The following is a 24,097-nucleotide window of genomic DNA, read 5'->3' on the forward strand; positions in this document are numbered from 1 at the left end:
AACAGCCGGGCCGGTCGGCGCGGTTGCATTGATCGAGGGACCGGCGCCGCACGGGCGGGGAGCACGGCGACCACGAGGTCGTCCGCCCCACCAGGATCCGGCCCTCCAACATCGCGGTGCGCCCGCCGCGCACTCGGACCCAGAAGTACTTCCTCAGGAGGATTGTTTCGTGGCTGACCGGCCCTTGACGCTCATGGCAGTGCACGCCCACCCCGACGACGAGGCCACCGGAACCGGAGGGGTCCTCGCGCGGTACGCGGCAGAAGGCATCCGCACGGTTCTCGTGACGTGTACCGACGGCCGTTGCGGCGACGGACCGGGTGGGGCCAAGCCGGGCGATCCCGAGCACGATCCGGCGGCCGTCGCCTTGATGCGCCGTCAAGAACTCGAGGCGAGCTGTGACGTCCTGAAGATCAGCGATCTGGAAGTGCTGGACTACGCCGACTCCGGGATGATGGGCTGGCCGAGCAACGACGCTCCCGGGTCCTTCTGGCAGACCTCCGTGGAGGAAGGCGCCGTTCGACTCGCGGAACTCATGCGGCACTACCGACCCGACGTGGTCGTCACTTACGACGAGAACGGCTTCTACGGCCATCCCGACCACATCCAGGCCCACCGCATCACGATGGCGGCGTTGGAGATGACCGAGCTGACACCGAAGGTGTATTGGACGACGATGCCCCGCTCGGGGATGCAGCGGTTCGGGGAGATCATGCGCGAGTTCCATGAGGAGATGCCGGAGCCGGATCCCGCCGAGGCCGCCGCGATGGCCGAGATCGGCCTCCCCGACGACGAGATCAGCACGTGGGTGGACACCACCGCGTACAGCGGTCAGAAGTTCGACGCGCTGGCCGCACACGCCAGTCAGGGCGAGAACATCTTCTTCCTCAAGATGGGCAAGGAGAGGTTCGGCGAGTTGATGGGCATGGAGACCTTCGTACGCGTCAAGGACTCCACCGGCGCGGCCGTACCCGAGAACGATCTCTTCGCCGGACTGCGCTGATCCTCCGTCCGACCGGTCCTCCTCAGCCGAGGGCAGCCAGGACGCGGTCCGGGGTGAGGGGGAGTTCGCGGATCCGGCAGCCGGTCGCGTGGTGGAAGGCATTGCCGATGGCTGCCGCGGTGCCGACGATGCCGATCTCACCGATGCCCTTGCCGCCCACCGGGTTGAGGTGCTTGTCGTGCTCGTCCAGCCAGTGCACCTCGATGTCGGGCACGTCGGCGTGGGCGGGGACGTGGTAGGAGGCGAGGTCGTTCTGGGTGAAGTCCCCGAAAGCCGGGTCCACGGTGCTGTGTTCGGTGAGGGCCATGCCCAGGCCCATCACCATGCCGCCGACGAACTGGGAGCGGGCGGTGAGCGGGTTCAGGATGCGTCCCGCGGCGAAGACGCCCAGGAGCCTGCGGACCCGGACCTCGCCCGTGACGGCGTCGGCCTGCACCTCCGCGAAGTGGGCGCCGAACGCGTGCCTGGCGTACGGGGACTTCTGCTTGGCGGAGGCCGTCGTATCGGCGGGGACGGACACTCCGGCCTCCGGGATCGGGCCGGAGCGGCGGGCGAGCAGGGCGAGCAGGCTCGTGCAGGCGTCGTGGACCGCCCAGCCCCAGGAGGCCGTACCGGCCGAGCCGCCGGCCACCGAGCCCTGCGGCAGCGAGGAGTGCCCGATCTCCACCGCCACCCGGTCCGGGGCGACCCGCAGCGCGTCGGCGGCGATCTGCGCCAGGACCGTACGGGCGCCGGTGCCGAGGTCCGTGGCGTTGGTCTGCACGAGGTACGTACCGTCGGGGAGGGCGTGCGCCCGCGCCGAGGAGGGCGCGACGTACACCGGGTAGGTGGCGGCGGCGACCCCGGTGCCGATCAGCAGCGGGCCGTCCTGGCGCGGCGTGCGGTGCGCGGCCCAGTCGAACCGGGCGGCCCCCTCGCGCAGGCATTCCACCAGGTGGCGGCTGCTGAACGGGTGGCCGCTGTCGGGTTCTGCCCGGGGCTCGTTGCGGACGCGCAGCTCGACCGGGTCGATGCCGAGGGCGCAGGCCAGCTCGTCCATGGCCGACTCCAGCGCGTACATGCCGGGACTCTCGCCGGGCGCCCGCATCCAGGAGGGCGTGGGCACGTCGAGGGGCACGACGCGGTGGGTGGTGAGGAGGGCGGGCGCGGCGTACATGACGCGGGCGGGGACGGCGGCCTGTTCGACGAACTCCCGGACGCGGGAGGTGTGGGTGGTGACCTCGTGGGCGACGGCGGTGAGCGTGCCGTCCGTACGGGCGCCCAGGCGCACGCGGTGCAGGGTGGGCGCGCGGTGTCCGACGACGGCTGCGAGGTGGCGCCGGGGCAGGGCGAGGGTGACGGGACGGCCGGTGTGCAGTGCGGCCATGACGGCGAGGACGACGTGTGGGCGGGGGGTCCCCTTGCAGCCGAAGGCACCGCCGACGTGTTCGGAGACCACCGTGACGCGTTCCGCGGGCAGCCCGAAGAGGGAGGCCAGGGTGGAGCGTACGAGTCCGGACCCCTGGCTGGAGTCGTACACGGTGAGGGTGCCGGCGTCGGCGTCCCAGTGGGCGGTGGCGGCATGTGGCTCCATCGGGTGGTTGTGCAGCGGCGGTACGGAGTACGCGCAGTCCACGCGCACCGGCGCTGCGGCGAACGCGGCGGCTGCGTCGCCCGTCTCGCGGTGGGCCGGATAGCCGCCGTTGACCTGCTCGGGGGTGTAGGCGGCCGGGTGGCCGGTGTGCAGCACGGTGTCGTGGGGCTCGGCGTCGTAGTGGACGCGTACGGCCGCGGCCGCGGCCCGGGCGGCCTCTGGGGTCTCGGCCACGGCCAGGGCCACGTACCAGCCGCGGTGGGGTACTTCGAGGTCCTGCAGCACGCGGAGGGTGGGGTCGTCGCAGGAGCCCAGCCGGGGCGCGTCGAAGGGCGTGAGGACGTCGAGGACGTCGGGCAGCGCCAGCGCGCCGGCGGTGTCGACGGCGGTGACGCGTCCGCGGGCCACGGTGGCGGGCACCGGCCATGCGTACGCCCGGTCCGGCAGGGCGTACTCCGCCGCATAACGGGCCTTTCCCGTGACCTTCTCCCGGCCCTCCAGACGGGTGGCGGGACGGCCGAGGGAGGGCGCCGGGGCGGCGGGGCTGGATTCCATGGCGGGTCCTCGCGATCGGGGGCGGGGCGGAGGAACGTCTTCAGGAACGGGAGCCGCGGGAGAGGGGACTCCCGGAAAGGGAGCTGAGCACGTCGCGGGCGAGGCCGCGGGCGAGGTGGACCTTGAAGGCGTTGTCGTGCAGCGGCTCCGCCGGGGCGAGCTCGGCCTCGACGGCCTCGCGCACGGCGCTCTCGGTGGGCGCGGCGCCCCGTAGCCGTTCCTCGGCGGCGGTCGCGCGCCAGGGGCGGTGGGCGAGCCCGCCGAAGGCGAGCGCGACATGGCGGACGCGTCCCCCGGAGACGTCGAGCACGGCGGCGACGGAGACGAGCGCGAAGGCGTACGAGGCGCGGTCGCGGGCCTTGCGGTAGCGCATCGGGAGGCCGGCGCGGTCCGGCGGGAGCGTGACCGCCGTGACGATCTCGCCGGGCTCGATGACGGTGTCCCGTTCGGGGTGGTCGCCCGGCAGCCGGTGGAAAGCGGTCGCGGGCACGGTACGTGCGCCGTCGGGGCCCTGGAGCTCGATGGCCGCGTCGAGCGCGACGAGTGCCACCGCCATGTCGGACGGGTGGGTGGCGATGCACTGCGGGGAGTGGCCGAGGACGGCGTGGTCCCGGTGGACTCCGTCGCGGGCGCCGCAGCCGGTGCCGGGCTCCCGCTTGTTGCAGGGTTTGGCCACGTCCTGGAAGTAGGGACAGCGGGTGCGCTGGAGCAGGTTTCCGCCGGTGGTGGCGACATTGCGCAGCTGGGCCGAGGCGCCGGCCAGGAGCGCCTGGGACAGGACGGGGTAGCGGGTGCGGACGAGGGGGTGGAGCGCGAGGTCGCTGCCCCGTACCCCGGAGCCGATCCGCAGGCCGCCGTCCGCGGTCTCCTCGACGGTGCCGAGCGGCAGGCCGGCGAGGTCGACGAGGGTGTCGGGGGCTTCGACCCCGAGCTTCATGAGGTCCACGAGATTGGTGCCGCCGCCGAGGTAGCGGGAGCCGGGCCGCGCGCCGTGGGCGGCGATGGCCTCGGGGAGATTCGTGGCGCGCACGTACGCGAACGGCTTCACGCGACCACCCGTCCGTCACCGGGAGTCCGGGCCGGGGCCGGGGTCGTGGCCCGCGAGGCTGCGGCCACGTCCTGTACGGCGTCCACGATGCGGGGGTACGCGCCACAGCGGCACAGGTTGCCGCTCATCGCCTCGGCGATCCCGGAGCGGCTGAGGTCCGCGGTCCCGGGGTCGGCGGCCGCCTCGGCGAGCAGGCCGGCGGCGGAGCAGAGCTGGCCGGGCGTGCAATAGCCGCACTGGAAGGCGTCCCGTTCCACGAAGGCCTCCTGCAACGGGTGCAGGCCGCCGTTTCCGTCGCCGCCCAGCCCCTCCACGGTGGTGACCCGGGCGCCGTCGTGGGCGACGGCGAGCAGGAGGCAGCTGTTGGCCCGCCGGCCGCCGACCAGGACGGTGCAGGCGCCGCACTGGCCGTGGTCGCAGCCCTTCTTGGCGCCGGTCAGGCCGAGGTGCTCCCGCAGCAGGTCCAGGAGGGTGACCCGGTGGTCCACGTCGAGCTCGTACCGCTGGCCGTTCACGTGCAGCCCGACGCTGGAGCGGGTCTCCTGCATTGGATGCGCCACTGCTGCCCCTTTGTCCAGGAATATCGATAGACCTCCCTCGGATAACCGGCCGGGACGGATCTCACACCTCCCCTGTGGGGCAAGCGGGTGCATGGGGGTGGGGCGGTGGGCCCGGGCGGCGGGCCGATCCGGCAGGCCGCCGACAGGGCTGGGACCGCGACCGGCCGACCGGCCGCGCCCGTCGTGCCCGCGGCACGCCGTGCTGCGCACCGCGGCGCACCAGCACCGTCGACCTCGTGGGCTCGTGGGCTCGTGGGCCCGTGCGTGCCAGGAGTGACGCGGTGGCCCGAAGGGCGGCCGGGCTGAACGAGCTCCGCGTTCCGGAGCCGCGGTCGTGCTGCACCCCGTGTCACGGGGACCGAAGGTTGAACCAGGCGCGGCTTTCCGGCTGGTTCGGGCGGGCGATCGCCAGGACCGCCGGCACGAGCCAGGCGAATCCCAGGAGGGGGATCACCTGGAAGAACGCCCAGCTGAAGGGCAGGGCCGTCCACCCGTAGGCGACGGCGGACACGCGCAGGTTCCGATGGCGCGTGGGGAACTTGAGTGCGGTGGTGACACCCCAAGCGGAGACCGCGAGGACGAGTAAGCCGACGAACACGACCATCCCGGCACGGTCCTCGCCCGGCGTGGTGCAACACGCAGTGGAGGCGTCACCGTCGCCCCAGATGGACGTGGCGACGGCCACGCTGTTGGTCACCAGGGCGATTCCGAGGAGGGCCTGCATCCCGCCCAGGACCATCATCAGTACACGGAGGTTCCGCACGGCGTCCGGCATTCGAGCGCCGGGTGGAATCGGCTGGTGGGGGAGTCCTCCCGGCGCACCGGGGCGGCCGGCTCCCACCGGCCCCGCCGGTTCCGGGTCGCCGTTCGCGGGCGACCGCCGCCAAGGCCACCGGCCGCCCGATTCCCCGTCGTCCACGTTCATCCTGACGGTCCTTCCCCTGGAGAGGCCTGGCACCTGCGCGCCATGCTCCGGCGGCTCCTGCCGACTGTCCAGCCCGCAATCCGGCCACTGCCGCCGCACCGTCTCCCGGTCGTACCCCGCTCTACAAGGCGACCCGGTAACGGACCTCGGGGAGGGACACTCCGTCGTAGTCGTCGGCCTGGACCGCACCGTCAGCGACGTAGCCGGCTCGTTCGTAGAACCGACGCGCCCGGGTGTTGTCGGTGAGTACCCACAGCAGGACCGAACCGAAGCCGTGCGCCGCAGCGTTGGCGTGTACGGCCCGCAGGAGCGTGCGACCGATGCCGGTACCGATGAGCGAGGGCCGAACGTACAGGGCGTAGAGCTCACCCGCAGCCGTACGCGAGGGCCCGAGGCACGCCCAACCCACCACTGCGCCCCGGGCGTCCACCGCCACCAGGTCGATCGTGGTCTTGTCCGGCTTCGTGAAGTACTGGCGGCGCCGGTGCGCATCGGCTTCGACCGTCATGCGATCGAGGTAGGCCTGGGGCACGATCCCGGCATACGCGGCCTGCCAGCCGGTCACCCGAATCTCTGAGACGGCCGCGACATCGGCTTCGGTCATCACTCGTACGGTAGACATCACCGCACTGTACGAGACCGGTCACCGCCACCACCTGGGATTTTCGGCCGGCCGGGTCCCCGTGGAGTCCAGAGCACGTCGGCGAGCGCCTCGGCCACGCCGAAGTCCTGCTGAGGTCAGCGGTCGTCCCGGAGCCGGCGGTCCAGGAACTCGATCAACCGGGTTTCCGAACGGGCGATCCGTTCTCGTTGTGCGCAGGGGAGCGGGGCGAGGGCGTCGACGAGGACCTGCTTCCGGTGGACGTACACCATGTTCCCGGAGTAGATCCGGCACCCCGAGCACCAGGCGAATCCGATGTACCGCTCGAACAGGTCGGACTCGGGCGGGTAGAAGCGGTACTGGTACGAGCGGACGGGCGTCCCGCAGGCGGCGCAGACGCGGCGGTCCCCTTCGGGCACCGTTTCCCAGGTCCCGACCTTGCGCCAATGCTGCCACCGGGCCGGTGCTCTTCATGTCGTCATGCCGGACATCTTCGATCCTGCCGAGGCGCCCGTCCACCCGTTTACCCGGTCACGGTCACGGTCACGGTCACGGTCACGTTCGCAGCGCCGCGGTCGCGTTCCGCAGTTGGTCGACATGCCGGTAATGGATTCCGGTCAGCCCTGCCGCCCGTGCCGCCGCGACGTGGCCGGGCGTGTCGTCGATGAAGAGGCACCGACGCAGCTCCACTCCCACCGCCCCTGCCGCGGCCTCGAAGACCCGGTGATCGGGTTTGGCGACCCCCGCGCGGGCGGTGTTGACGACCGCGTCGAACGCGTCGGCCAGTCCCAGCGCGGAGAGGTCGGCCTCCAGCCGGGTGGTTGCGTTCGAGACCAGAACCACCGGCACCCGGCTGCGGATCGAGGTCAGGATCTCCAGGACGGCCCCATCGATGCTGCCGGTCAGGGCCGCCCAGCCGCTGACGAGATCCTGAGCACGGGCCGCCGAGCCGCAGACCTCGGCAAGATCCTCCGCGACGCGCCGGCGCCACTGCTCGTCACTGATCCGACCGGTGACGGCGGCGTCCAGGAGCTCGGGGCGGAACGCGGCTGACGCGAGAGTGCCCTCGGCCAGTCCGGACTTCCGGTCGAGCGCGGCCATCCCATCGGGATCCCACAGGCGCAGGACTCCGTCGAAGTCGCAGAGCACGGCGTCAAAGGGTGCATCACTCATGATCCAGATCCTGTCAGACCGGGGTTCATGCCGGGTCGAGTTGGTGGTCGGCCCAGACGTAGCCCTCCGGGAGCAGGTCGGTGATGGAGAGGGTCCGGGGGTGGTCACCCACGGCGACGACGACCTCGATGGCGGGGAAGTAGTCGAGGAGGACCTGGCGGCATCGGCCGCACGGGGGAAGGATCCCCCGGTCGCGGTCGCCCACGGCGACGATCGTGTCCAGTACGTACGCGCCCTGGGCGGCCGCGGTGCCGATGAGGACCAGCTCGGCGCAGGGACCGCCGGTGAAGTGGTACGCGTTCACCGCGGTGATGATCCGGCCGTCGCGGGCGCGGGCCGCGGCCGCCACGGTGTGGTTGTCGCCGTGGCATCGGGTGCGCGCGACGTGGGTTGCGGCCCGGATGAGTTCGTGGTCGACGGGGTGGGGATGCGCGGTGGTCATCGGCTCTGCCTTCGTTCGGTGTCCGCCGACGTTGCTCCGCGTGACGGATGGCGCGCAAGCGAATATCGCGGGTCGTGCCGGCCCCGGCTCCGGGGGTGCGCCGGGTGCCCGGCGTCAGGGCGAGCTCGCATCGATGTGGGTGGTGGGTGTGTTCCAGCCCGAGATCCGTACCCGCAGTGCCGAACCGGCCGGGTCGGCCGTCCGGTGGTCGGCCGTCAGGACGGCGCTCTCACCGGGCCAGAGGCTGATCTGGTTGTCGTTCCAGCGGACCGGCAGCACGGGTGCGTCCCGGCCGTCGACGAGATGGAGATCGGTCAGCAACGCGGGCGTGTTCCCGCTGCTGGTGTTGCGGATGGTGACCGTGGTGGTGGACATCGAGCCGGCGCGGCGCGTGGTGCGGGCGGTCGCGGTCACGGTGGCGGCCGCCAGGGAGTTCAGGCCGGTGAGGCCGCCGTAGGTGGTCGTGGGGGTGTGGTACCAGTCCGTGGCGTCGTGATCCAGGACGTCGGGGCGGGTGGAGAGCCAGTAGACGTTGCGGCTGACCTCGCGGCCGGCGTCGTCGGTGAGCGTGAGCCGGGCGAGGTACGTGGCGTCCGGTCCGTCCGCGGCGGCCCGAACGGCCGGAACCGTCAGCGCGGTGGTCCTCGCACCGTCGCCATCGACCCGCAGCCCGCGTACGGTGCGGTCGTAGAGGGAGTTCCCGTCGGTGCCGAACAGGGTGACCCGGGCGCTGAGACCGGAAACGGCGGCCGGCCGGCGGTTGATGACGGCCACGGTCCGATCGTCGTAGGAGTACTGCACGTGCAGGGGCTCATTGGCCTTCTTCGCGCCGTAGTAGGCGCCGCCCCGGTCGAGGTAGCGGTCGACGAGCTGCCAGTGCAGGGAGGTCCAGCCGCTGTTGAACATCCAGTAGACGAGCCCGGTCGACGGGTCGGTGGGGTCCGTGGCGTTGCGGGCGTAGGCCTCGAACTGGGCGCGGACGTTCTCGTACTGGCCGAGCTGGGCCTTGGCCACGTAGTCCCGCAGGCTGCGCGGCGCGCCGTAGCGGCGCGTGAGGGCCTCGTTGAACAGCCTCAGCGTGTTGAAGGTGGGGGAGGGGGAACGGTGGTACTGGGGGGCGGAGGGCGAGGTCCACAGGGTTTCGAGTTCGGCCGGCGAGAGCGTGCGGCGCAGGGTGTCGAGGGTGGGGATCGAGGGTCCGGCGCTCGTCTCGGAGTTGAAGCCCGTCGCACCGCCTTCGCGCTTGTCGTACCAGTACGAAGGCGGGACCCAGTCGTAGGGTCCGGTCATCCGCATGCCCGACGGGCCGCTCAGGGCCGTGGTGACGGCGGAGGCGGCGGGAACCACCGGGGCGGGCCAGTCGGCGGCGCGCAGGGCGTCGAGGTAGTCCCGCTCGGTCTGGGCGTCCGGTGCGAAGTCGCTGCCGATGAGGAAGGACAGGACGCTGGGATGGTCGCGCAGCCGGGCGGCCTCGGTGGCCATGGAGGCCCGGGCCGTGAGACGGTCGGCGGCGTTCCACTTCTCGCCCGAACCGGTGGGGTTGACCGGCCCCTCCCACTTGTTGCAGCACTCCCAGCCGGGCAGCAGCAGGAGTCCGTGCCGGTCGGCGAGGTCGAAGAACTCGTCCGGCTCGATGTGGCCTTCGAGACGGAGCGTGTTGAGGCCCGCGTCGAGCGCGGCCTTGATCCGGTCCTCCGCGGCGGTCGTGTCCCAGCGCAGCAGCTCGTCGGCCGACCAGCCGGCGCCCCGGATCAGGAGGGGGCGGCCGTTGATAGTGTACTGGCGGGCGCCGGCGGAGTTGAGGGGTGCCTTCACGTCGCGGATGCCGAAGGAGCGGCGGACGGAGTCCGAACGGCTGCCGGCCACCGTCGCCGTCAGGTGGAGTCCGTACAGGTTCTGGGGCCCCATACCGGCCGGCCACCACAGCGCCGGCCGCTGCAGGCGCAGTTCCCGGTGGCGGTCCGGGGCGAAGACGAGCGCACGGGCTTCCCCGGCGCGCAGGGTGACGTCCTCGCGCAGCACGATCCCGGTCCCGCCGATGGCGGCGGTGACGGTCGCGGTGGCGGTCTTCCGCGAGTCGTTGCGGACCCGCGCCTTCACGGTCAGCCGGGCCCGGCCCGACTCCGAGGACGGCACGTCCAGGCCGGTCACCACGTGGGCGTCGTGCAACGAGACCGGTCCCCGGCGGTGTACCAGGACATCGCGGACGATGCCCATGTTGGCGTCGGGCGGCGGCTGTAGCCAGTCCAGCCAGCCCAGCGTGAGGTGTTTGCGCGGGTCGTTGGGCTGGATCCGGAAGGCGACCGTATTGGTGCCGGCCCGCACCAGATCGGTGATGTCGAGTTCGTGGCGCGTGTACACACCGGCCACCTCGGCCGCCGAGGCGACCCGACGGCCGTTGACGTACACGTCCGCCGCGGAGATCACCCCGCTGAAGTCCAGAGAGGTGCGTTCCGAGGTGTCGGGAAGGGTGAAGTCGCTGCGGTACCACCACGGACCGGCGAAGTCGCGGCGCGGGATGCGCTGCTGGTCGGTGGAGTAGAACGGATCCGGGTGCGTGCCGTCGGCGACGAGCGCGGCGAGCACCGTGGAGCGGGGGCCGGCCCGGTGCCAGCCGGCCGTCGCGTAGCCGGGCGTGGACACCGCGGCCGCCGTGTCGGGCACCTCGGCCGCCGACCGGATCGCGTACCCGGTCAGCGCGGCGGTCCCGCCCGGGACCACCGTCGTCGCGACGGGAGCGGAACCCGCAGCAGCCGGGAGGCGGGGGGCTGCGGCCGAGGGTACGGCGGCCGGGGCGAGCAGCAGACCCAGCAGGGCCACGGCGACGGCGGCCGACCGGAGTCGCCGGGTGTGCGCGGGGCGGGGGAGTTGGGACACGGTGGTCTCCGGGGAAGCTGGTCGGACGTCCGCGTGACGGGGAGATCAGGTAACGGACCGTAACCCACCCGACCCCCGGGACGGACCGTCACGGCCGTGCGGCGAGCCGCGCGCCCCCGGGCACGCCCGAGTCCCGGCCACGCCCGTGGCCGACCGTGCCCGGCAGCACCCCGACGGGAACCGGACGGGCCGGCGGACCGCGCGGGTGTCCGATGGGACCCGGTCGCCAGGCGGAGGACAACTCCGTGCACCGGGCGGGAGGTTGGAACGACCTGCCCCTGCCGCGTGTCGGTGCGCAGGGTTACTGTGACCCACATGATCACTGAGGCGGGGGACGCGGCGATGTCCGAGAACAGCAGTCCGGCCGTGCGGATCATGATCGGGGGCGGCCCCGCCGTCCTCGCCCGCCCGGCGGGTGCCCTCCTGGTCGACGATCGCGGCGGGCCGTTCCACCGAGGCGTCCTCGCCGATCTCGGCCACACCCCCGATCAGCTGAGGCATCTGACCGCGCTCGGCTTCGACCCTTATAGGTACGCGGCTCCTGCGGAGCGGGTGCCCACGCTGGCCGTCCGGTTGTGGCTGGACCAGTTGGCGGTTTCCGGCCCGGTGATCGACGGCGCCGCCGAGCTGACCGTGGACCAGGAGCGCCGCCTGGTCGCGGCCATCCACCCCACCGGGGCCGCCGATCGACTGGTCGTCGACGTGGACGGCATACCCACGCTCGCCCCCGGGCTGCCCGTGCAGCTCGCGCCCGGCACCAGCCCGGCGCTCCACTCCTTCGACCGGGCCGCCGGCGTACTGCTGGCCGAGCTGGTCAGGAGGGGACCGGAGGCCGGCGAGGCGGCGGCCGCGCTCGTCGACGTACTCAACCGCGGGGGCGGACCGACGGGCGTGTTGGCGCTGCTGGACCGACTCGATCCGGCGCTGCTCGCCCCGGTCGACGCGCTGGTCGAGGCGCCGATCGAGGCGATCCGCGCGTTCGCCGCCTTCCGGCGGGCCACCGAGCACGGCGCCGGACCCCTCTGCTTCGGGGACGAGCTCGTGCACGGACGGCTCGCTGCAACGGTTGCCGACAGCTGGATCGTGGCCGGCGGCGGAGACCACGCGCTGGCCACCGCCGAGGCGCTCCTCACGGGGAACCCGGCTGCCCGGGTGACCGTGGTCGCCGCGTCCGTCGGGGCGGCCGCGGTCAACACGGCGCGGTACGTCGAACTGCGGCGCCGCCACGTCGCGACCGACGGCGGTGACGGGCGGCTGGAGTTCCGTACCGGGGCCGGGCCCGGACCGATGACCGTCACCGGTACGGGCAGGTACGTCGAGGGCGGGGTGGAAGCCGAAGGGTACGCGGCCTCGATCGGGCGGGCCCGTACGCTGCCCTTCGCCGTGGGCAAGCTGGCGCGGTGGGCGTGGGAGCGCCGCGGACAGGTCACCGGCAGCCTGCTCTTCGACTCCGACCGCCAGTACCTCGGCTACCGGCTGCACTTCGCCGCCGAGGGCCTGGCTCACCGGGTGGACGTCACCGGCGCCGCATCCTGGTTCCTGCCCGCCGAGGTGTTCCCGGCGGAACTGGCCCGCCAGGTGGAGTTGATGGGGGAGCGTGCCGTGCCGCCGGAGTCGGGCAGCGCTCCCACCGACCTGGGGCCGGTCGCGGAACAGGCGGCCCGGCTGGCAACCGCCCGGCAGCGGGGGGCGGTGCGGGAGACCCGGACGATGCCGGAGTGCTGGGCGTAGCCCACCCGCCCGGTCGCGCCCACCCGCCCGGTCGCGCCCGGCCGCGTTCGTGTCGGCGACCACCAGCACGCGCCGGCCCGAGGCGGCCACGTCCCGGGCCGGCGCCGTCCGTCGCCGCGAGGATCGCGCTGTACGTCGACCGGCGGTCGAACAATATCTGTGTTCGCGCGATGAGAATGAGAAGAACCGCGCCATGAGTCTTTTTCCCGGGGCGGGTGACGTGAAATGTTTCACCGTACACGGTGTGTCGATGCGTGCTACTGTCGATCTCAGTTGCAGTTGTGGTTCCCAAACTTCAAGTGCCTCCGGTGGGTGTCTCTACGCCCCTGGGAGTGCTTTTATTTCTCCGATCATTGTCGGACGGGGTAATCATCGCGGCGACACGGAATCCTCACAGTGTGGATCCCGATGTACTGCCCCAAAGGAGATATAATATGGCTACTGGAACCGTGAAGTGGTTCAACGCGGAAAAGGGCTTCGGCTTCATCGAGCAGGACGGTGGCGGCGCTGACGTGTTCGCCCACTACTCGAACATCGCCGCCCAGGGCTTCCGCGAGCTGCTCGAGGGCCAGAAGGTCAGCTTCGACATCGCGCAGGGCCAGAAGGGCCCGACGGCCGAGAACATCGTTCCTGCCTGACGCTGACGCGCACTTCGTAGCTGGGGCCCGCATCCTTCGGGGTGCGGGCCCCAGCTGCACGCATTTTCCGCCCCGCCTCGCCATCCCGCCCCGTACGGGCCGGCCGCGGGGACGGCATCGAGGAATCCGCAGTCCTCCGTACGCGGATCACGCCCCGGTCGATACGCCGGTTGCGCGCCCTGACGCCGTCACCTCTTTTTCCGTACCTGTACCCGCCAGGATCTCCGGCCGGGCAGGTTCGTTTCGCATTTCCATTCGGCCCGTTTCTTGCAATTCTCCGCGCACTGCACGCCTGCGGGAATTCCTTGATATGCGCCGTATCGAGGAAGGTTCCGCATGAACCGCACGCGCACCAACGACCGATTCGCCCGTACGCGCAACAGCGCAGCCGGATCCGGCAGGAGCGGCGGCCGCTTCGGCGGCTCCGCCCCCAGTCGTTCCGGGGGCCCGAGCCGTTCGGGCGGTCCGAGCCGTTCGGGCGGGTACGGTCGCCGGCCCGCCGCGGTGCAGGGTGAGTTCGCCCTGCCGAAGACGATCACCCCGGCTCTGCCCGCCGTCGAGGCCTTCGCCGATCTCGCCATGCCCGCGGAACTGCTCGCCGCGCTCACCGCGGAGGGCTTGACGGTACCGTTCCCGATCCAGGGCGCGACCCTCCCGAACTCCCTGGCGGGCCGCGACGTGCTCGGCCGCGGGCGGACCGGCTCCGGCAAGACCCTGGCCTTCGGGCTGGCCCTGCTGGCCCGTACGGCCGGTCAGCGGGCCGAGCCCCGCCAGCCGCTCGCACTGGTCCTCGTACCGACCCGTGAACTGGCCCAGCAGGTCACCGACGCGCTCACCCCGTACGCCCGCTCGGTCAAGCTCCGGCTGGCCACGGTGGTCGGCGGGATGCCCATCGGGCGTCAGGCGAGCGCGCTGCGCGGCGGCGCCGAGGTCGTCGTCGCCACGCCCGGCAGGCTGAAGGACCTCATCGACCGTGGGGACTGCCGACTGAACCAGGTCGCGATCACCGTCCTGGACGAAGCCGACCAGATGGCCGACATGGGCTTCATGCCGCAGGTCACCGCCCTGCTCGACCAGGTGCGCCCCGAGGGCCAGCGGATGCTCTTCTCCGCCACCCTCGACCGCAACGTCGACCTGTTGGTGCGCCGCTACCTGACCGACCCGGTCGTCCACTCCGTCGACCCGTCCGCGGGCGCGGTGACGACGATGGAGCACCACGTGCTGCACGTGCACGGCGGTGACAAGCACGCCGCCACCACCGAGATCGCGGCGCGCGACGGTCGCGTCATCATGTTCCTGGACACCAAGCACGCCGTGGACCAGCTCACCAGCCACCTGCTGAACAGCGGCGTGCGGGCCGCCGCCCTGCACGGGGGGAAGTCGCAGCCGCAGCGCACGCGCACCCTGGCGCAGTTCAAGACCGGGCACGTCAGCGTGCTCGTCGCCACGAACGTCGCCGCCCGCGGCATCCACGTCGACAACCTCGACCTGGTCGTCAACGTGGATCCGCCCACCGACCACAAGGATTACCTGCACCGCGGCGGGCGCACCGCCCGTGCCGGGGAGTCCGGCAGCGTCGTCACCCTGGTCACCCCGAACCAGCGCCGCGACATGGCGCGGCTCATGGCCGCCGCCGGGATCACCCCGCAGACCACCCAGGTCCGCTCCGGCGAAGAGGCCCTCAGCCGGATCACCGGCGCCCAGGCCCCCTCCGGCATCCCGGTCGTCATCACCGCCCCGGCAGCGGAGCGGCGTGAGCGCAGCGGCTCCGCCCCGCGCAACCGGCGCCGCCCCGCCGGGGCTGCCGTCCGGCGCAGGCCGGCACGGCCGTCCGCCACCGACGCCGTAGCGTGAACCCTTCTCCTTCCCCTTGTGAGGCATCATGCGCGTCGTCATCGCCCGATTCCCCTTCGACCTGACCAAGAGCGGGGTGCTGGAGTCGATGAAGGGCGTCAAGCCCGAGCCCGTCGACGGTGAGTCCGTGATCATCGGACGCCGGCACTACCCGGTCAAGCAGGTGGGCCAGGTCGTCACCCGCCAGGACCGTCGGGACTTCACGGCCGCGGAGGTCGTACGGGCCATGACCCTGCTCGGTTTCACGTGCCGCGGCCTGCCGCAGGTCCCCGCCACGTACGCGGGTGCGGCTACGCCCGCCGGTGCGGCCACGTCCGGCCTCACCGCGTTCCAGCGGGCCTCGGCGATGCTCGGCGAGCCCGCGAAGGTGTCGGTCTCCGCCTGACCGCACGCCCACAGCAGCACCAGCACGGCACGTGAGGGCCCGACCGGTACATCCGGTCGGGCCCTCACGCGTTGCCCGGGAGAAGATCCCTCATCGTCAGACACGAGAAAATCTATCTCCGTCATGGTAGACATCCGGCTCTGGCATGCCTAGGGTTTCTCGCATAGCGACGACCGAAGAAACGGAGGAGGCAGACACCATCAGGATCGCCCGGGCAGGAACGCACGGCCCGGGTACCGCACGACCCCGAACGGCAGGTGGTCCCCGGTCAGGCATCCACGATCCCCGCACTCCCGCCCGTCTCCCGGGCGCGACCGCGGAAACAGAAGGTCGGCGCAGCGCTGAGGCCGACAGATGGTGTTGAATTCCCTTCAGGGCCTTGGTGCCGTACGGCACCAAGGCCCTTCGACGCGTTCTAAGAAGAGGTGCAGATGACAGCGGATGACTCGCTCGGCGGCCGGCTGGACGACGATGACTACCCGGCGTACACGATGGGCCGGGCCGCCGAACTCCTCGGCACGACCCCCGGTTTCCTGCGTGCCATCGGCGAGGCCCGTCTCATCACACCGTTGCGCTCCCAGGGCGGGCACCGCCGGTACTCCCGCTACCAGCTGCGGATCGCGGCCCGCGCCCGGGAGCTCGTCGACCAGGGCACCCCGGTCGAAGCCGCCTGCCGCATCGTCATCCTGGAGGACCAGCTCGAAGAGGCCCAGCGCATCAACGCCGAGTTCCGCCGCGCCGCGAACGCCACGCGCGACGACTCCCGCTGAGCGCCGACGCTCCTCGCCGCGGCGCTCGGGTTTCCCTAGGATTCCGATCGTGTGGAGGGAGACGGCCTTGCAGGCCTTTCCCGGCGTCGGCTTCCGAGAGCCGTCTCATGCCCCCGAACTCGCCGAGGCCGAGCGACGGCTCGGCGTGAGGTTCCTCCGGAGCTGAAGCAACTCCTCCGACCACCTCGGGCGCTCGCTCCGCGAAGGCGGCGACGACTGGTACCAGCTGTAGCCCGTGGCTCAACGCATGCGCTCCGCGGTACCGCGTAGCTGCTGCATCTGGTCCATGGTCGGGCGGCGGACGTCCCGGTCGGGCCGGCGCCGACCTGCGCCGGAGCCACGAGCGGGATATCAAGGAGCGTGAAGGCGGGCGCCAGGTCCGGCAGGCGACATCCCGCGGTGAGGAGAGCGTCTCGTGGAGTTCGAGGTCAATGGCACCCGGCACGCGGTGGACGTGGACGACGACCCGACCGCCGTGGACGTCGTGCGGGACCGGCTGGGTCTGACCGGCACCAAACTGGTCTGTGCGGGCGGGGTGTGCGGCGCCTGCACGATCCAGGTCGACGGTGAACCCCGGGTCTCCTGCCTGACGCCGGCGGTCCTGTTGGCCGGCCGACGGGTGACGACCGTGGAGGGTCTGTCCGGTCACCCGGTCGGGCGTGCCTTCGCCGCCGAGGACGCCCTCCAGTGCGGCTACTGCACCCCGGGGTTCGTCGTCGCGGCGGCGGCCTTCCTCGAGCGGTGGCGAGCCGCCCACGGCCGCACCCGGCCCGGGCGGGAGCCCATCGCGGAAGCGCTCGCAGGCCATTTGTGCCGGTGCGGTGCGTACGAGGGAATCCTCAGCGCGGTGGCCGCCGCCTGTGCCGGCGACTACGACACGGCCCCGGCCGCAGGGGGAGCGCCGGCGGTCCCGCGCACCGAGGCTCCGCAGAAGACCGACGGATCGGCCCGCTACACCACGGACCTGCGCCGCGAAGGACTGTTGGAAGGGGTGATCATCCGCTCGCCGCACGCGCACGCGTTCGTACGGTCCCTCGAAGCCGGCGACCTGCCCCTGGTACCGCTGCTGCCCCCGGACGGCGTAGTGCGGTACGTCGGGCAGCCGGTGGCCGCGGTCGCGGCGCCGGACCGGGCCTCCGCACGGGCGGCGGCCGCGCGGGTCACGGTGGACTACGAGGTGCTCCCGGCGGCCCTGGACGCACGACGGGCCCGAAGCGGCGAGGGCCCCTTGGTCTACGCGGACAAGGCGGCACGCAAACGGGCACCCGGTTCCGGAGAGACCCCCCAGCTGGTACCCGCCCGCTGGCGCGGCAACCTGCGGGGCCCGTCCGCCATGAGCAAACGCCCCGCCACGGCCGTGCGCCGCATCACCGAGGCCCGCAGCCGCACCCCCGAGCGGGTGGTGGAAGGCGTCTACACCACCGCCGCGCAGACGCACACCCCCCTCGAGCCGCACGCCTGCCTGGCCCAGTGGGTCGACGGCACCCTCCACCTGGAGGTGTCCACCCAGTCCGTGAAACGCACCGCCGAGCTCGCCGCCGAACGCTTCGGCGTGCCCGTCGACCGCGTCGTGGCACGAGCCGTCCACGTGGGCGGCGGCTTCGGCTGCAAGATGGGGCTGACCTCCGACGTCGTCGCCGCGGTCGAACTGGCCCGGCTGCACGACGCCCCGGTCCGGGTCGTGCTGGACAGGGACGAGGAACTCACCGACGGCGGATACCGGCCCGGCACCCGGATCCGGCTGGCCATGGTCGCGGACGCGGCCGGCGATCTGAGCGCGCTGGCCATGGACGCGGACAACGACGGCGGCGTCTCGATCGGCGGCACCGTGGCGGCACTGGCCCGCTTCATGTACGGCAAGGCCCCCCGTCGGCTCCGCGACTTCGACACCGTCACCCACCGTCCTCCGGGCGCCCCGTTCCGCGGCCCGGGCGGACCCACCATGTGCTGGGCCCTGGAGCAGGCCGTCGACGAGATGGCCCAGCGGCTCGGCGAGGACCCGATCGCCCTGCGCCGCCGCTGGGACGGCAACCCCAAGCGGCACGCCCTGTACGAGCGGGCGGCCGCGCTCCCGGTCTGGTCGGGCCCCCGCGGCGGCACCGGCCGGTACCGCCGCGGCGTCGGCGTCGCGGCGGCCAACTGGATGTACTTCCTCGATCCCGTCACCGAAGTCGAGCTCACCGTCGAGGACGGGATCGTCGTCGCCCGCTGCGCCGTGCAGGACATGGGCACGGGCTCGCGCACCGTGCTGCGCCGGGCCGTCGCCGCGGGACTCGGCCTGCCGGAGGACAGGGTGCGCGCCGAGATCGGCCACAGCGACGCCGTCCACGGCCCCACCTCCGGCGGCAGCCGCACCACGCCCTCCCTCGTGCCCGCCGCCGCGGACGCCGCCGCCCGACTGCGCGACGCGCTCGGCGGCGGTGACGTCGCCGCCCGGCTGGCCATGGCGCACGGCGTACGGGTGACCGGCCGCCGCCCCCGCGACCGCCGGGGCTTCGTGACCCCCTTCACCATGGGCGGCATCGCGATCGGCCGCGGCTTCACCGGATCGGTGCAGGTCGCCGAGGTCGAGGTGGACACCCGGCTCGGTCGCGTCCGCCCGCTCAGCGTGTGGAGCGGCATCGCCGCGGGCCGGATCCACGAGGACCGCCTCGCCCGTAGCCAGTGCCAGGGCGCCGTCGTGCAGGGCATCGGCTACGCCCTGTACGAGGAACGGCGCACCGACCCGGCCACTGGAAGGGTGCTGACCGAGAACCTCGAGGACTACCGCATCCCCGGCATCGGGGACACCCCCGAGATCACCGTCCACTTCCACCAGGAGGGCTTCGAGCACGTGCCCGGTGGTGGAGTCGGCCTCGGCGAGATCGCGACCCTGCCCACCGCCGCCTGCCTGGCCAACGCCGTCCACGACGCCACCGGCTGGCGCCCGTACGACATGCCCATCCGCCCCGACCGGCTCCTGGAAGGACTGGGTACGTGAGCACCGAGACCGCCCTCACCGACCTTTCGGCCGCCGTCCTGGCCCGCGGCGGGGAACTGCGCGCCGGTGGCACCGACACCACCGCCCGGCAGCGCAGCGGCATCTCCCCGGGGCCGTTCACCGACCTCGGCGGGGCCGGCCACCTGCGCGGCTGCACGCCGCTGCCCGGCGGCGGGCTGCAGATCGGCGCCCTGACGACCCTCGCCGAGCTGGCCGCCGATCCGGGCGTACGCGCCGGCTGGCCGGCCCTGGCCCTGTCGGCCGGGACCGCGGCCACGCCGCAGATCCGTGCCGCCGGCACCGTGGGCGGCAACCTGCTTCAGCGCAACCGCTGTTGGTACTACCGCAATCCCCACTTCAGCTGCCTCCAGAAGGGCGGCCCCGGCTGCCCCGCGCGCCAGGGCGACCACCACTTCGGCGTGGTCAGCGGCGAGGGCCCGTGCGTCGCCCCGCACCCGTCCACCCTTGCGATGGCCCTGCTCACCTATGACGCCGAGGTCCACGTCCACGGCGAATCCCCGCGCGGCGTGGCCGACTTGTACGGAGAGGGGGAACGGCTCTCCCACGCCGACCACCTGCTGCCGCCGGACCGCATCTTGACCTCGGTCCACCTGCCCGCGCCCTGGCCCGGTGAACGCGCGGCCTGCCACCGGGCCATCAGCCGGGCCCATGCCGAATGGCCCCTGGTCGAGGCCACCGCCCGACTGGTGCTCGACGGATCCACCATCACGCACGCCGCCGTCGCGGCGGGCGGCGTGGCCCGGGTGCCGCTGCGGCTCACGGAGGTGGAGGCCGCCCTGATCGGCCGCGAGGCCACGCCCGACGTCCTTGCCGCAGCCGCAGCGACGGTCCTCGCCCGCTGCCGGCCGCTGCCGCAGACCGGTTACAAGGCCGAGCTGTTCGGCAACACCGTCCTGGAAGCCCTGGAACAGGCCCTGGGACCGACCACCGCCGGCTAGGTGATCTCCAGCCGGACTCGGCCCTGTGCCTGCTGGAGGAGGGAGATCTGCTGGGCGATCATGGCGGGCGGGAAGGCGCGTACGTCACGGCCGCCGACCGACAGCTTGGTGAACGTGGCGATGACGCTCCCGGTGCGGACCACCGTGTACTGGGTGACGTGCGGGCCCATCTCGCTCGGGGCCGTGATCTCGAACTGCACCGCCTCGTCACCGAGCTGTGGGGCCGGGTCGACCGTGACCGTGCCCTCGTAGGTCGTGCTCGGGCCCGGGCTCTCGAAGTACCGGCAGGCGCTCAGACCCTCGCGGACCTCGGCGAACACCGCCACTGCACCGGAGTTCCCGTACGAGGCGAGGGTGGAGTCGCCACCGTTGACGTCGTCCTTCCAGTTGAACGTCTGCACGGCCACGACCGGGGACGGGCGGGAGGGCCGCCGGGCATGGGCGGCTTCCAGCATCCGTGCGCACGCGGGGTCGGAGACCTCGGACTTCCGGTCCTTGCCCCCGGGCTCGCGGACGGCCACGGGGTGCCCGTAGGAGTCCGGTCCCTCCTCGGTCGGTAGCGCGGCCGCCACCAGCTGTTCGGCGGTCAGCGGGCGGCTCACGGAAGCCGCGGCGGAAGGCGACGCGGCCGAGGGGGATGCGGCGGGTGCGGAGGGCGTGGGCGCGGATGCGGGCTTCGAGGGATTCGCGCTGCAGCCGGCGACGGCCAGCGTGGTGAGGGCCACGAGCGCCGGCAAGCCGGAAGTCCGTCGTGCGACGCGTCTCGGCATGGTCGGCCCCCTGGAACGATGCGGATGATCAAGCCGAGGCTATCCGGCCCCGCCGCGCGTCACCAGGAGGTGTCCACGCCCCGGGCACCCCGCGCAGGTTCCGTGACCCCTCAGCCGGCGTGGAGGACGCGGAAGCGATCGGGTTCCGCCGGGTCTCGATCAACGACCTGGGTGGGAGCCCCAGTCCATTGCCAGACGCTGATGCCCGGCGTGCGGGAGAACCGGATCCGCCCACGGGTGCCTTCGACCGCCACGCGCGGCCAGGGTCCGCCGACGCGTGCCTCGTCCTCGTCGCCCCGGGCACGCAGCACGTCGGCGAGGACGACGACCGTGTCGTACCCCTCGAAGGCGACGAAGGAGGGTGCCCGACCCAGCTGCTCGCGGAGGGCCGCCCCGACCCGTGCACCGAGCGGGCCGAGACGTTCCGGCAGGTAGCGCAAGAACGGGACCGCGGCGCCGTCGCCGCCCAGCAGCGTCGCCCATGCGGGGAACTCCGGTTGCCCGGCCGGAGCACCGATCATGATCTCGGCGAGGCGGCGGTCCCGGCGGACGGCCTGGACGAGGGGCACGGCCGGCTCCGGGTGGCCGACGAGGAGGAGAAGGGCCGTCGCGCCGGACTCGACGAGTTCGTCGCACACCGCGGCGGGGTCGAGGGCGCGCACGTCGAGTTCGACGACGGTGCCGCCGCGCGGAGCGAGATACTCCCGCAGAATGCGGGTCCCGGACGCCCAGTAGACGCTCGGCTGGGTCGCTACGGCGATTCGACGGTGGCCCGCGCCGAGGAGGAAGTCCGCGTAGACCTGCCAGCCGTGGGACTGTGCCGGGGCGAGGCGCGCGACCCATGGCGTCGGCTGTTCGGTGAGCGCGTCGAGAACCGCTGACGAGCAGAGGAACGGCAGCCCGAGGGCGTCGGCCCGGGCGGCAGCGGCGCGAGCGACGACGCTGTGGTACTCACCCGCCACGGCAGCCACGCTCAGGCGAGCCAACTCGTCCACGGCCGCCGAGGCCCTCTGCGGATCGGCCGCGGTGTCCCGCACCACCAGTTCGAGTGGCCGTCCGCCGATCCCGCCGGCGTCATTGACCTCGCGAACGGCCAGTTCGAGTCCGGCGAGCAGGTGTCGGCCCGCCTCGACCCAGCCGGGCCGAGTCAGTGGAACGAGGGCGCCGATCCGGACGGACGATCCGTCAGTACGCTCCGTACCGGGCGGCGATGGTGGCGCATTCATGGTGCGGTGGCTCCCGAGCGGCGGTCCGGAGGCGGTGTGCCCGGACATCGGAACGAACATCATCAGTGGCGCCGAGAGTAGTCGAGCCGGAACGGGCGCGGGGATGCGGTGCGGACGGGAGGTCCTGGCCGGGCGGGCCATCCGGGCGGGGCGCAGGGCGCGTACGGCATGGCACCCGGGGCCGCGGCGTCCCGCGGGCACATGCTGGGGGCTCCCCGCCCTGGAGGAGAGCCGGTGAGTGATTCCAGACCGCGAGTGACCACGAGGCCGGCATCCGGCGGGGCGGCCGATGGCGTTCCCGCACCCGGGGTCATCGGCATCGGACTTGCCGCGGTGCTGACGTTCGCGCTCGCCCAGGGCTCGTGGCAGTGGTTCGCCACGTTCATCGGGGTGACCCTGCTCGCGGTGATGCTCGCCTTCCAGCGACGGGCGGAGTGGAACCCGGACATCCGCTCACCGTACGTGCGCGGCCTCATCGCGTACTCGCTGTCGTCGGCCTGTGCGTGGCGATCGCACTGGCTCCCCTCCTGCAGCGCCGGGCGTGGCTGTTCCCGATGCCGGGCACGCGCAGCGACTGCGTGCTGGTGGGCAGGTACGCCGCCCTCCAGGTGGAGGCCGCGCTCGGGAACCTGGCCGCCAGTGACGGCCCGGCCGTGGCGTTCGCGCAGGACGACCAGGCCCGCAAGGCCGTTGCCGAGTGCCTGGCGGCCACGACGACCCTGTGGCTGCCGGTGTACGGCGTGGGGGCGGCGGTGCTGGTGGGAGCGTGCGCGTGGTTCCGCGACCGGGCCGCCTCCCGGGCCCGCACCCGTTCGGGCCCCGTCGCTCAGGGGCCCGTCGGTTAGGCGGCGGAGGGGACGTGCCTCGACCGCAAGCTGATGCGTACGGCTCACGTAGAGGTAGAGAGGGACGAGGGAGTCACCCATGTGCACGAGGATCTTGTGGAACACCAACGGCCACGCCGTTCTCGCAGGCCGGACGATGGACTGGCCGGAATCGACCGAGCCGGTCCTGACCGTGTTCCCCCGGGGGCTGGAGCGCAACGGCGGTGCCCTCGGGGGCACCACCGTCGTCGGCGACAACCCCTTGCTGTGGACGAGCGGCTTCGGCAGCCTCGTGACGACCGTCTACGGGGCCGGTACGGCCGACGGCATCAACGAAGCCGGCCTCGCAGCGCACATGCTGTACCTGGACAGCACCGACCTGGGCCCCCGCGATCCCAGCAGGCCCGGCCTACAGATCGCCCTGTGGATCCAGTACCTGTTGGACTGCGCCCGCACCGTGCAGGAAGCCCTCGACCTGCTGGACACCTGCCAGCTGGTGCCGGTCGAGGTACGCGGCTTCAAGGCCTCGGTGCACGTGGCCCTGGAGGACGCGTCCGGGGACTCCGCGATCATCGAGTACATCGCGGGCGGGCGGCAGGTGCACCACGACCGCAGCTACACGATCATGACGAACGAACCCTCCTACGAAGAACAACTCCGTCTGCTGCGGGAAAAGGTGCGCGCCGTGCAGGGGCTCGGCCACGACCGGCCCAGCAGCGAGGTTCCCCTCCCCGGCAACGTGAACGCGGTCGACCGCTTCCAGCGCGCCGCCTACTTCGGTTCGCTGCTGCCCGAGCCGGCGGACGACCGGCAGGCGGTGGCCGCGATCCTGGCCGTCACCCGCAACGCCTCGGTGCCCTTCGGCGCGCCGTACCGCGAGGGGAGGTTCAAGACCTACAACACCGAGTACCGCACCGTCTGCGACCTCACCAGCAGGCGGTACTTCTTCGAGCTGGCGACCAGCCCGAACCTCCTGTGGGCCGAGATCGACCGCTTCGACCTGTCACCAGGGGCTCCCGTCATGACGCTGCGCCCCGACGGGATCGACCTCGTCGGGGACGTCTCGGACAGGTTCACGCGAGCGCCCGCGCCGTTCTGAAGGGCGCGATGTCGATCGGGCCTTCTCCTCTGCATAGGACAAGTTCATTGACAGGAGTTGAACGCACACCGACGCTGAGAGCGCTCTCATTCGTCAACTCATAG

General features: G+C 72.5%; 21 protein-coding genes. 10 read left to right on the forward strand and 11 right to left on the reverse strand.

Annotated elements, in window-relative coordinates; all coding sequences use genetic code 11:
• Positions 1-169: 169 nt before the first annotated feature.
• Entirely contained in the window at positions 170-1,003 is an 834-nt protein-coding gene (locus OG386_RS41410; RefSeq protein ID WP_328792472.1) for a PIG-L family deacetylase, read from the forward strand.
• A 22-nt stretch (positions 1,004-1,025) separates the two neighbouring features.
• Here OG386_RS41410 and OG386_RS41415 read toward each other — a convergent pair whose 3' ends face one another.
• The 9 genes from OG386_RS41415 to OG386_RS41455 form a co-directional block, all read right to left on the reverse strand.
• Complete coding sequence (locus OG386_RS41415) at positions 1,026-3,131, reverse strand: xanthine dehydrogenase family protein molybdopterin-binding subunit (RefSeq protein ID WP_328792473.1); 2,106 nt, start codon at positions 3,129-3,131, stop codon at positions 1,026-1,028.
• A gap of 40 nt (positions 3,132-3,171) precedes the next feature.
• On the reverse strand, positions 3,172-4,179 hold the full coding sequence (locus tag OG386_RS41420; protein ID WP_328792474.1) for an FAD binding domain-containing protein: 1,008 nt from the start codon (positions 4,177-4,179) through the stop codon (positions 3,172-3,174).
• Positions 4,176-4,727, reverse strand: coding sequence for a (2Fe-2S)-binding protein (locus tag OG386_RS41425; RefSeq protein WP_328793540.1), 552 nt, complete (start codon positions 4,725-4,727; stop codon positions 4,176-4,178). The genes OG386_RS41420 and OG386_RS41425 overlap by 4 nt, the downstream gene beginning before the upstream one ends.
• Before the next feature lie 361 nt (positions 4,728-5,088).
• Positions 5,089-5,502 (reverse strand): hypothetical protein, encoded by a 414-nt coding sequence (locus OG386_RS41430; RefSeq protein WP_328792475.1) that lies wholly within the window; start codon positions 5,500-5,502, stop codon positions 5,089-5,091.
• A 283-nt stretch (positions 5,503-5,785) separates the two neighbouring features.
• Positions 5,786-6,286, reverse strand: a complete 501-nt coding sequence (locus OG386_RS41435; RefSeq protein WP_328792476.1) for a GNAT family N-acetyltransferase — start codon at positions 6,284-6,286, stop codon at positions 5,786-5,788.
• A gap of 116 nt (positions 6,287-6,402) precedes the next feature.
• The gene (locus tag OG386_RS41440; RefSeq protein WP_328792477.1) at positions 6,403-6,684 is read right to left on the reverse strand and encodes a hypothetical protein; all 282 of its coding nucleotides are present in this window, start codon (positions 6,682-6,684) and stop codon (positions 6,403-6,405) included.
• A 136-nt stretch (positions 6,685-6,820) separates the two neighbouring features.
• Positions 6,821-7,438, reverse strand: a complete 618-nt coding sequence (locus tag OG386_RS41445) for an HAD family hydrolase (RefSeq protein ID WP_328792478.1) — start codon at positions 7,436-7,438, stop codon at positions 6,821-6,823.
• A gap of 25 nt (positions 7,439-7,463) precedes the next feature.
• Positions 7,464-7,880, reverse strand: a complete 417-nt coding sequence (locus tag OG386_RS41450) for a cytidine deaminase family protein (protein WP_328792479.1) — start codon at positions 7,878-7,880, stop codon at positions 7,464-7,466.
• A gap of 114 nt (positions 7,881-7,994) precedes the next feature.
• Positions 7,995-10,757, reverse strand: coding sequence for a glycoside hydrolase family 2 protein (locus OG386_RS41455; protein WP_328792480.1), 2,763 nt, complete (start codon positions 10,755-10,757; stop codon positions 7,995-7,997).
• Positions 10,758-11,072: 315 nt separating this feature from the next.
• Between OG386_RS41455 and OG386_RS41460 the strand changes: the two genes are divergently transcribed.
• The 7 genes from OG386_RS41460 to OG386_RS41490 all read left to right on the forward strand — a co-directional run bounded on the left by OG386_RS41460 (position 11,073) and on the right by OG386_RS41490 (position 20,074).
• Entirely contained in the window at positions 11,073-12,488 is a 1,416-nt protein-coding gene (locus tag OG386_RS41460; protein ID WP_328792481.1) for a hypothetical protein, read from the forward strand.
• 434 nt (positions 12,489-12,922) lie between these two features.
• On the forward strand, positions 12,923-13,126 hold the full coding sequence (locus tag OG386_RS41465; protein WP_004986771.1) for a cold-shock protein: 204 nt from the start codon (positions 12,923-12,925) through the stop codon (positions 13,124-13,126).
• A gap of 336 nt (positions 13,127-13,462) precedes the next feature.
• On the forward strand, positions 13,463-14,980 hold the full coding sequence (locus OG386_RS41470) for a DEAD/DEAH box helicase (RefSeq protein ID WP_328792482.1): 1,518 nt from the start codon (positions 13,463-13,465) through the stop codon (positions 14,978-14,980).
• A 28-nt stretch (positions 14,981-15,008) separates the two neighbouring features.
• Positions 15,009-15,365, forward strand: a complete 357-nt coding sequence (locus OG386_RS41475) for an SCO5918 family protein (protein WP_328792483.1) — start codon at positions 15,009-15,011, stop codon at positions 15,363-15,365.
• A 431-nt stretch (positions 15,366-15,796) separates the two neighbouring features.
• A complete protein-coding gene (locus OG386_RS41480; RefSeq protein WP_327387743.1) occupies positions 15,797-16,135 on the forward strand; it encodes a MerR family transcriptional regulator in 339 nt (112 codons plus the stop codon).
• Positions 16,136-16,550: 415 nt separating this feature from the next.
• Entirely contained in the window at positions 16,551-19,115 is a 2,565-nt protein-coding gene (locus tag OG386_RS41485) for a molybdopterin-dependent oxidoreductase (RefSeq protein WP_328792484.1), read from the forward strand.
• Complete coding sequence (locus OG386_RS41490) at positions 19,112-20,074, forward strand: FAD binding domain-containing protein (RefSeq protein ID WP_328792485.1); 963 nt, start codon at positions 19,112-19,114, stop codon at positions 20,072-20,074. Before OG386_RS41485 ends, OG386_RS41490 begins: the two co-directional genes overlap by 4 nt.
• Here OG386_RS41490 and OG386_RS41495 read toward each other — a convergent pair.
• Positions 20,071-20,811, reverse strand: a complete 741-nt coding sequence (locus tag OG386_RS41495; protein WP_328792486.1) for a hypothetical protein — start codon at positions 20,809-20,811, stop codon at positions 20,071-20,073. The two genes, OG386_RS41490 and OG386_RS41495, sit on opposite strands and share 4 nt — an antisense overlap.
• A 143-nt stretch (positions 20,812-20,954) precedes the next feature.
• Complete coding sequence (locus tag OG386_RS41500; protein ID WP_328792487.1) at positions 20,955-22,070, reverse strand: ABC transporter substrate-binding protein; 1,116 nt, start codon at positions 22,068-22,070, stop codon at positions 20,955-20,957.
• Between the two features lie 503 nt (positions 22,071-22,573).
• Here OG386_RS41500 and OG386_RS41505 point away from each other — a divergent pair.
• Both OG386_RS41505 and OG386_RS41510 read left to right on the forward strand, forming a co-directional pair.
• Positions 22,574-22,915, forward strand: coding sequence for a hypothetical protein (locus OG386_RS41505; protein ID WP_328792488.1), 342 nt, complete (start codon positions 22,574-22,576; stop codon positions 22,913-22,915).
• Between the two features lie 79 nt (positions 22,916-22,994).
• The gene (locus OG386_RS41510) at positions 22,995-23,993 is read left to right on the forward strand and encodes a linear amide C-N hydrolase (protein WP_328792489.1); all 999 of its coding nucleotides are present in this window, start codon (positions 22,995-22,997) and stop codon (positions 23,991-23,993) included.
• Positions 23,994-24,097: the final 104 nt, after the last annotated feature.

This window comes from Streptomyces sp. NBC_00273 (assembly GCF_036178145.1).
Classification (GTDB): domain Bacteria; phylum Actinomycetota; class Actinomycetes; order Streptomycetales; family Streptomycetaceae; genus Streptomyces.

What these genes read in the sequence shown, in the direction of transcription:
- OG386_RS41425 (WP_328793540.1), bottom strand. Translation starts at nt 4,727, where the DNA reads ATGCAGGAGACCCGCTCCAGCGTCGGGCTGCACGTGAACGGCCAGCGG.
- OG386_RS41500 (WP_328792487.1), bottom strand. Translation starts at nt 22,070, where the DNA reads ATGAATGCGCCACCATCGCCGCCCGGTACGGAGCGTACTGACGGATCG.
- OG386_RS41510 (WP_328792489.1), top strand. Translation starts at nt 22,995, where the DNA reads ATGTGCACGAGGATCTTGTGGAACACCAACGGCCACGCCGTTCTCGCA.
- OG386_RS41475 (WP_328792483.1), top strand. Translation starts at nt 15,009, where the DNA reads ATGCGCGTCGTCATCGCCCGATTCCCCTTCGACCTGACCAAGAGCGGG.
- OG386_RS41415 (WP_328792473.1), bottom strand. Translation starts at nt 3,131, where the DNA reads ATGGAATCCAGCCCCGCCGCCCCGGCGCCCTCCCTCGGCCGTCCCGCC.
- OG386_RS41465 (WP_004986771.1), top strand. Translation starts at nt 12,923, where the DNA reads ATGGCTACTGGAACCGTGAAGTGGTTCAACGCGGAAAAGGGCTTCGGC.
- OG386_RS41450 (WP_328792479.1), bottom strand. Translation starts at nt 7,880, where the DNA reads ATGACCACCGCGCATCCCCACCCCGTCGACCACGAACTCATCCGGGCC.
- OG386_RS41445 (WP_328792478.1), bottom strand. Translation starts at nt 7,438, where the DNA reads ATGAGTGATGCACCCTTTGACGCCGTGCTCTGCGACTTCGACGGAGTC.
- OG386_RS41435 (WP_328792476.1), bottom strand. Translation starts at nt 6,286, where the DNA reads ATGTCTACCGTACGAGTGATGACCGAAGCCGATGTCGCGGCCGTCTCA.
- OG386_RS41460 (WP_328792481.1), top strand. Translation starts at nt 11,073, where the DNA reads ATGATCACTGAGGCGGGGGACGCGGCGATGTCCGAGAACAGCAGTCCG.
- OG386_RS41480 (WP_327387743.1), top strand. Translation starts at nt 15,797, where the DNA reads ATGACAGCGGATGACTCGCTCGGCGGCCGGCTGGACGACGATGACTAC.
- OG386_RS41470 (WP_328792482.1), top strand. Translation starts at nt 13,463, where the DNA reads ATGAACCGCACGCGCACCAACGACCGATTCGCCCGTACGCGCAACAGC.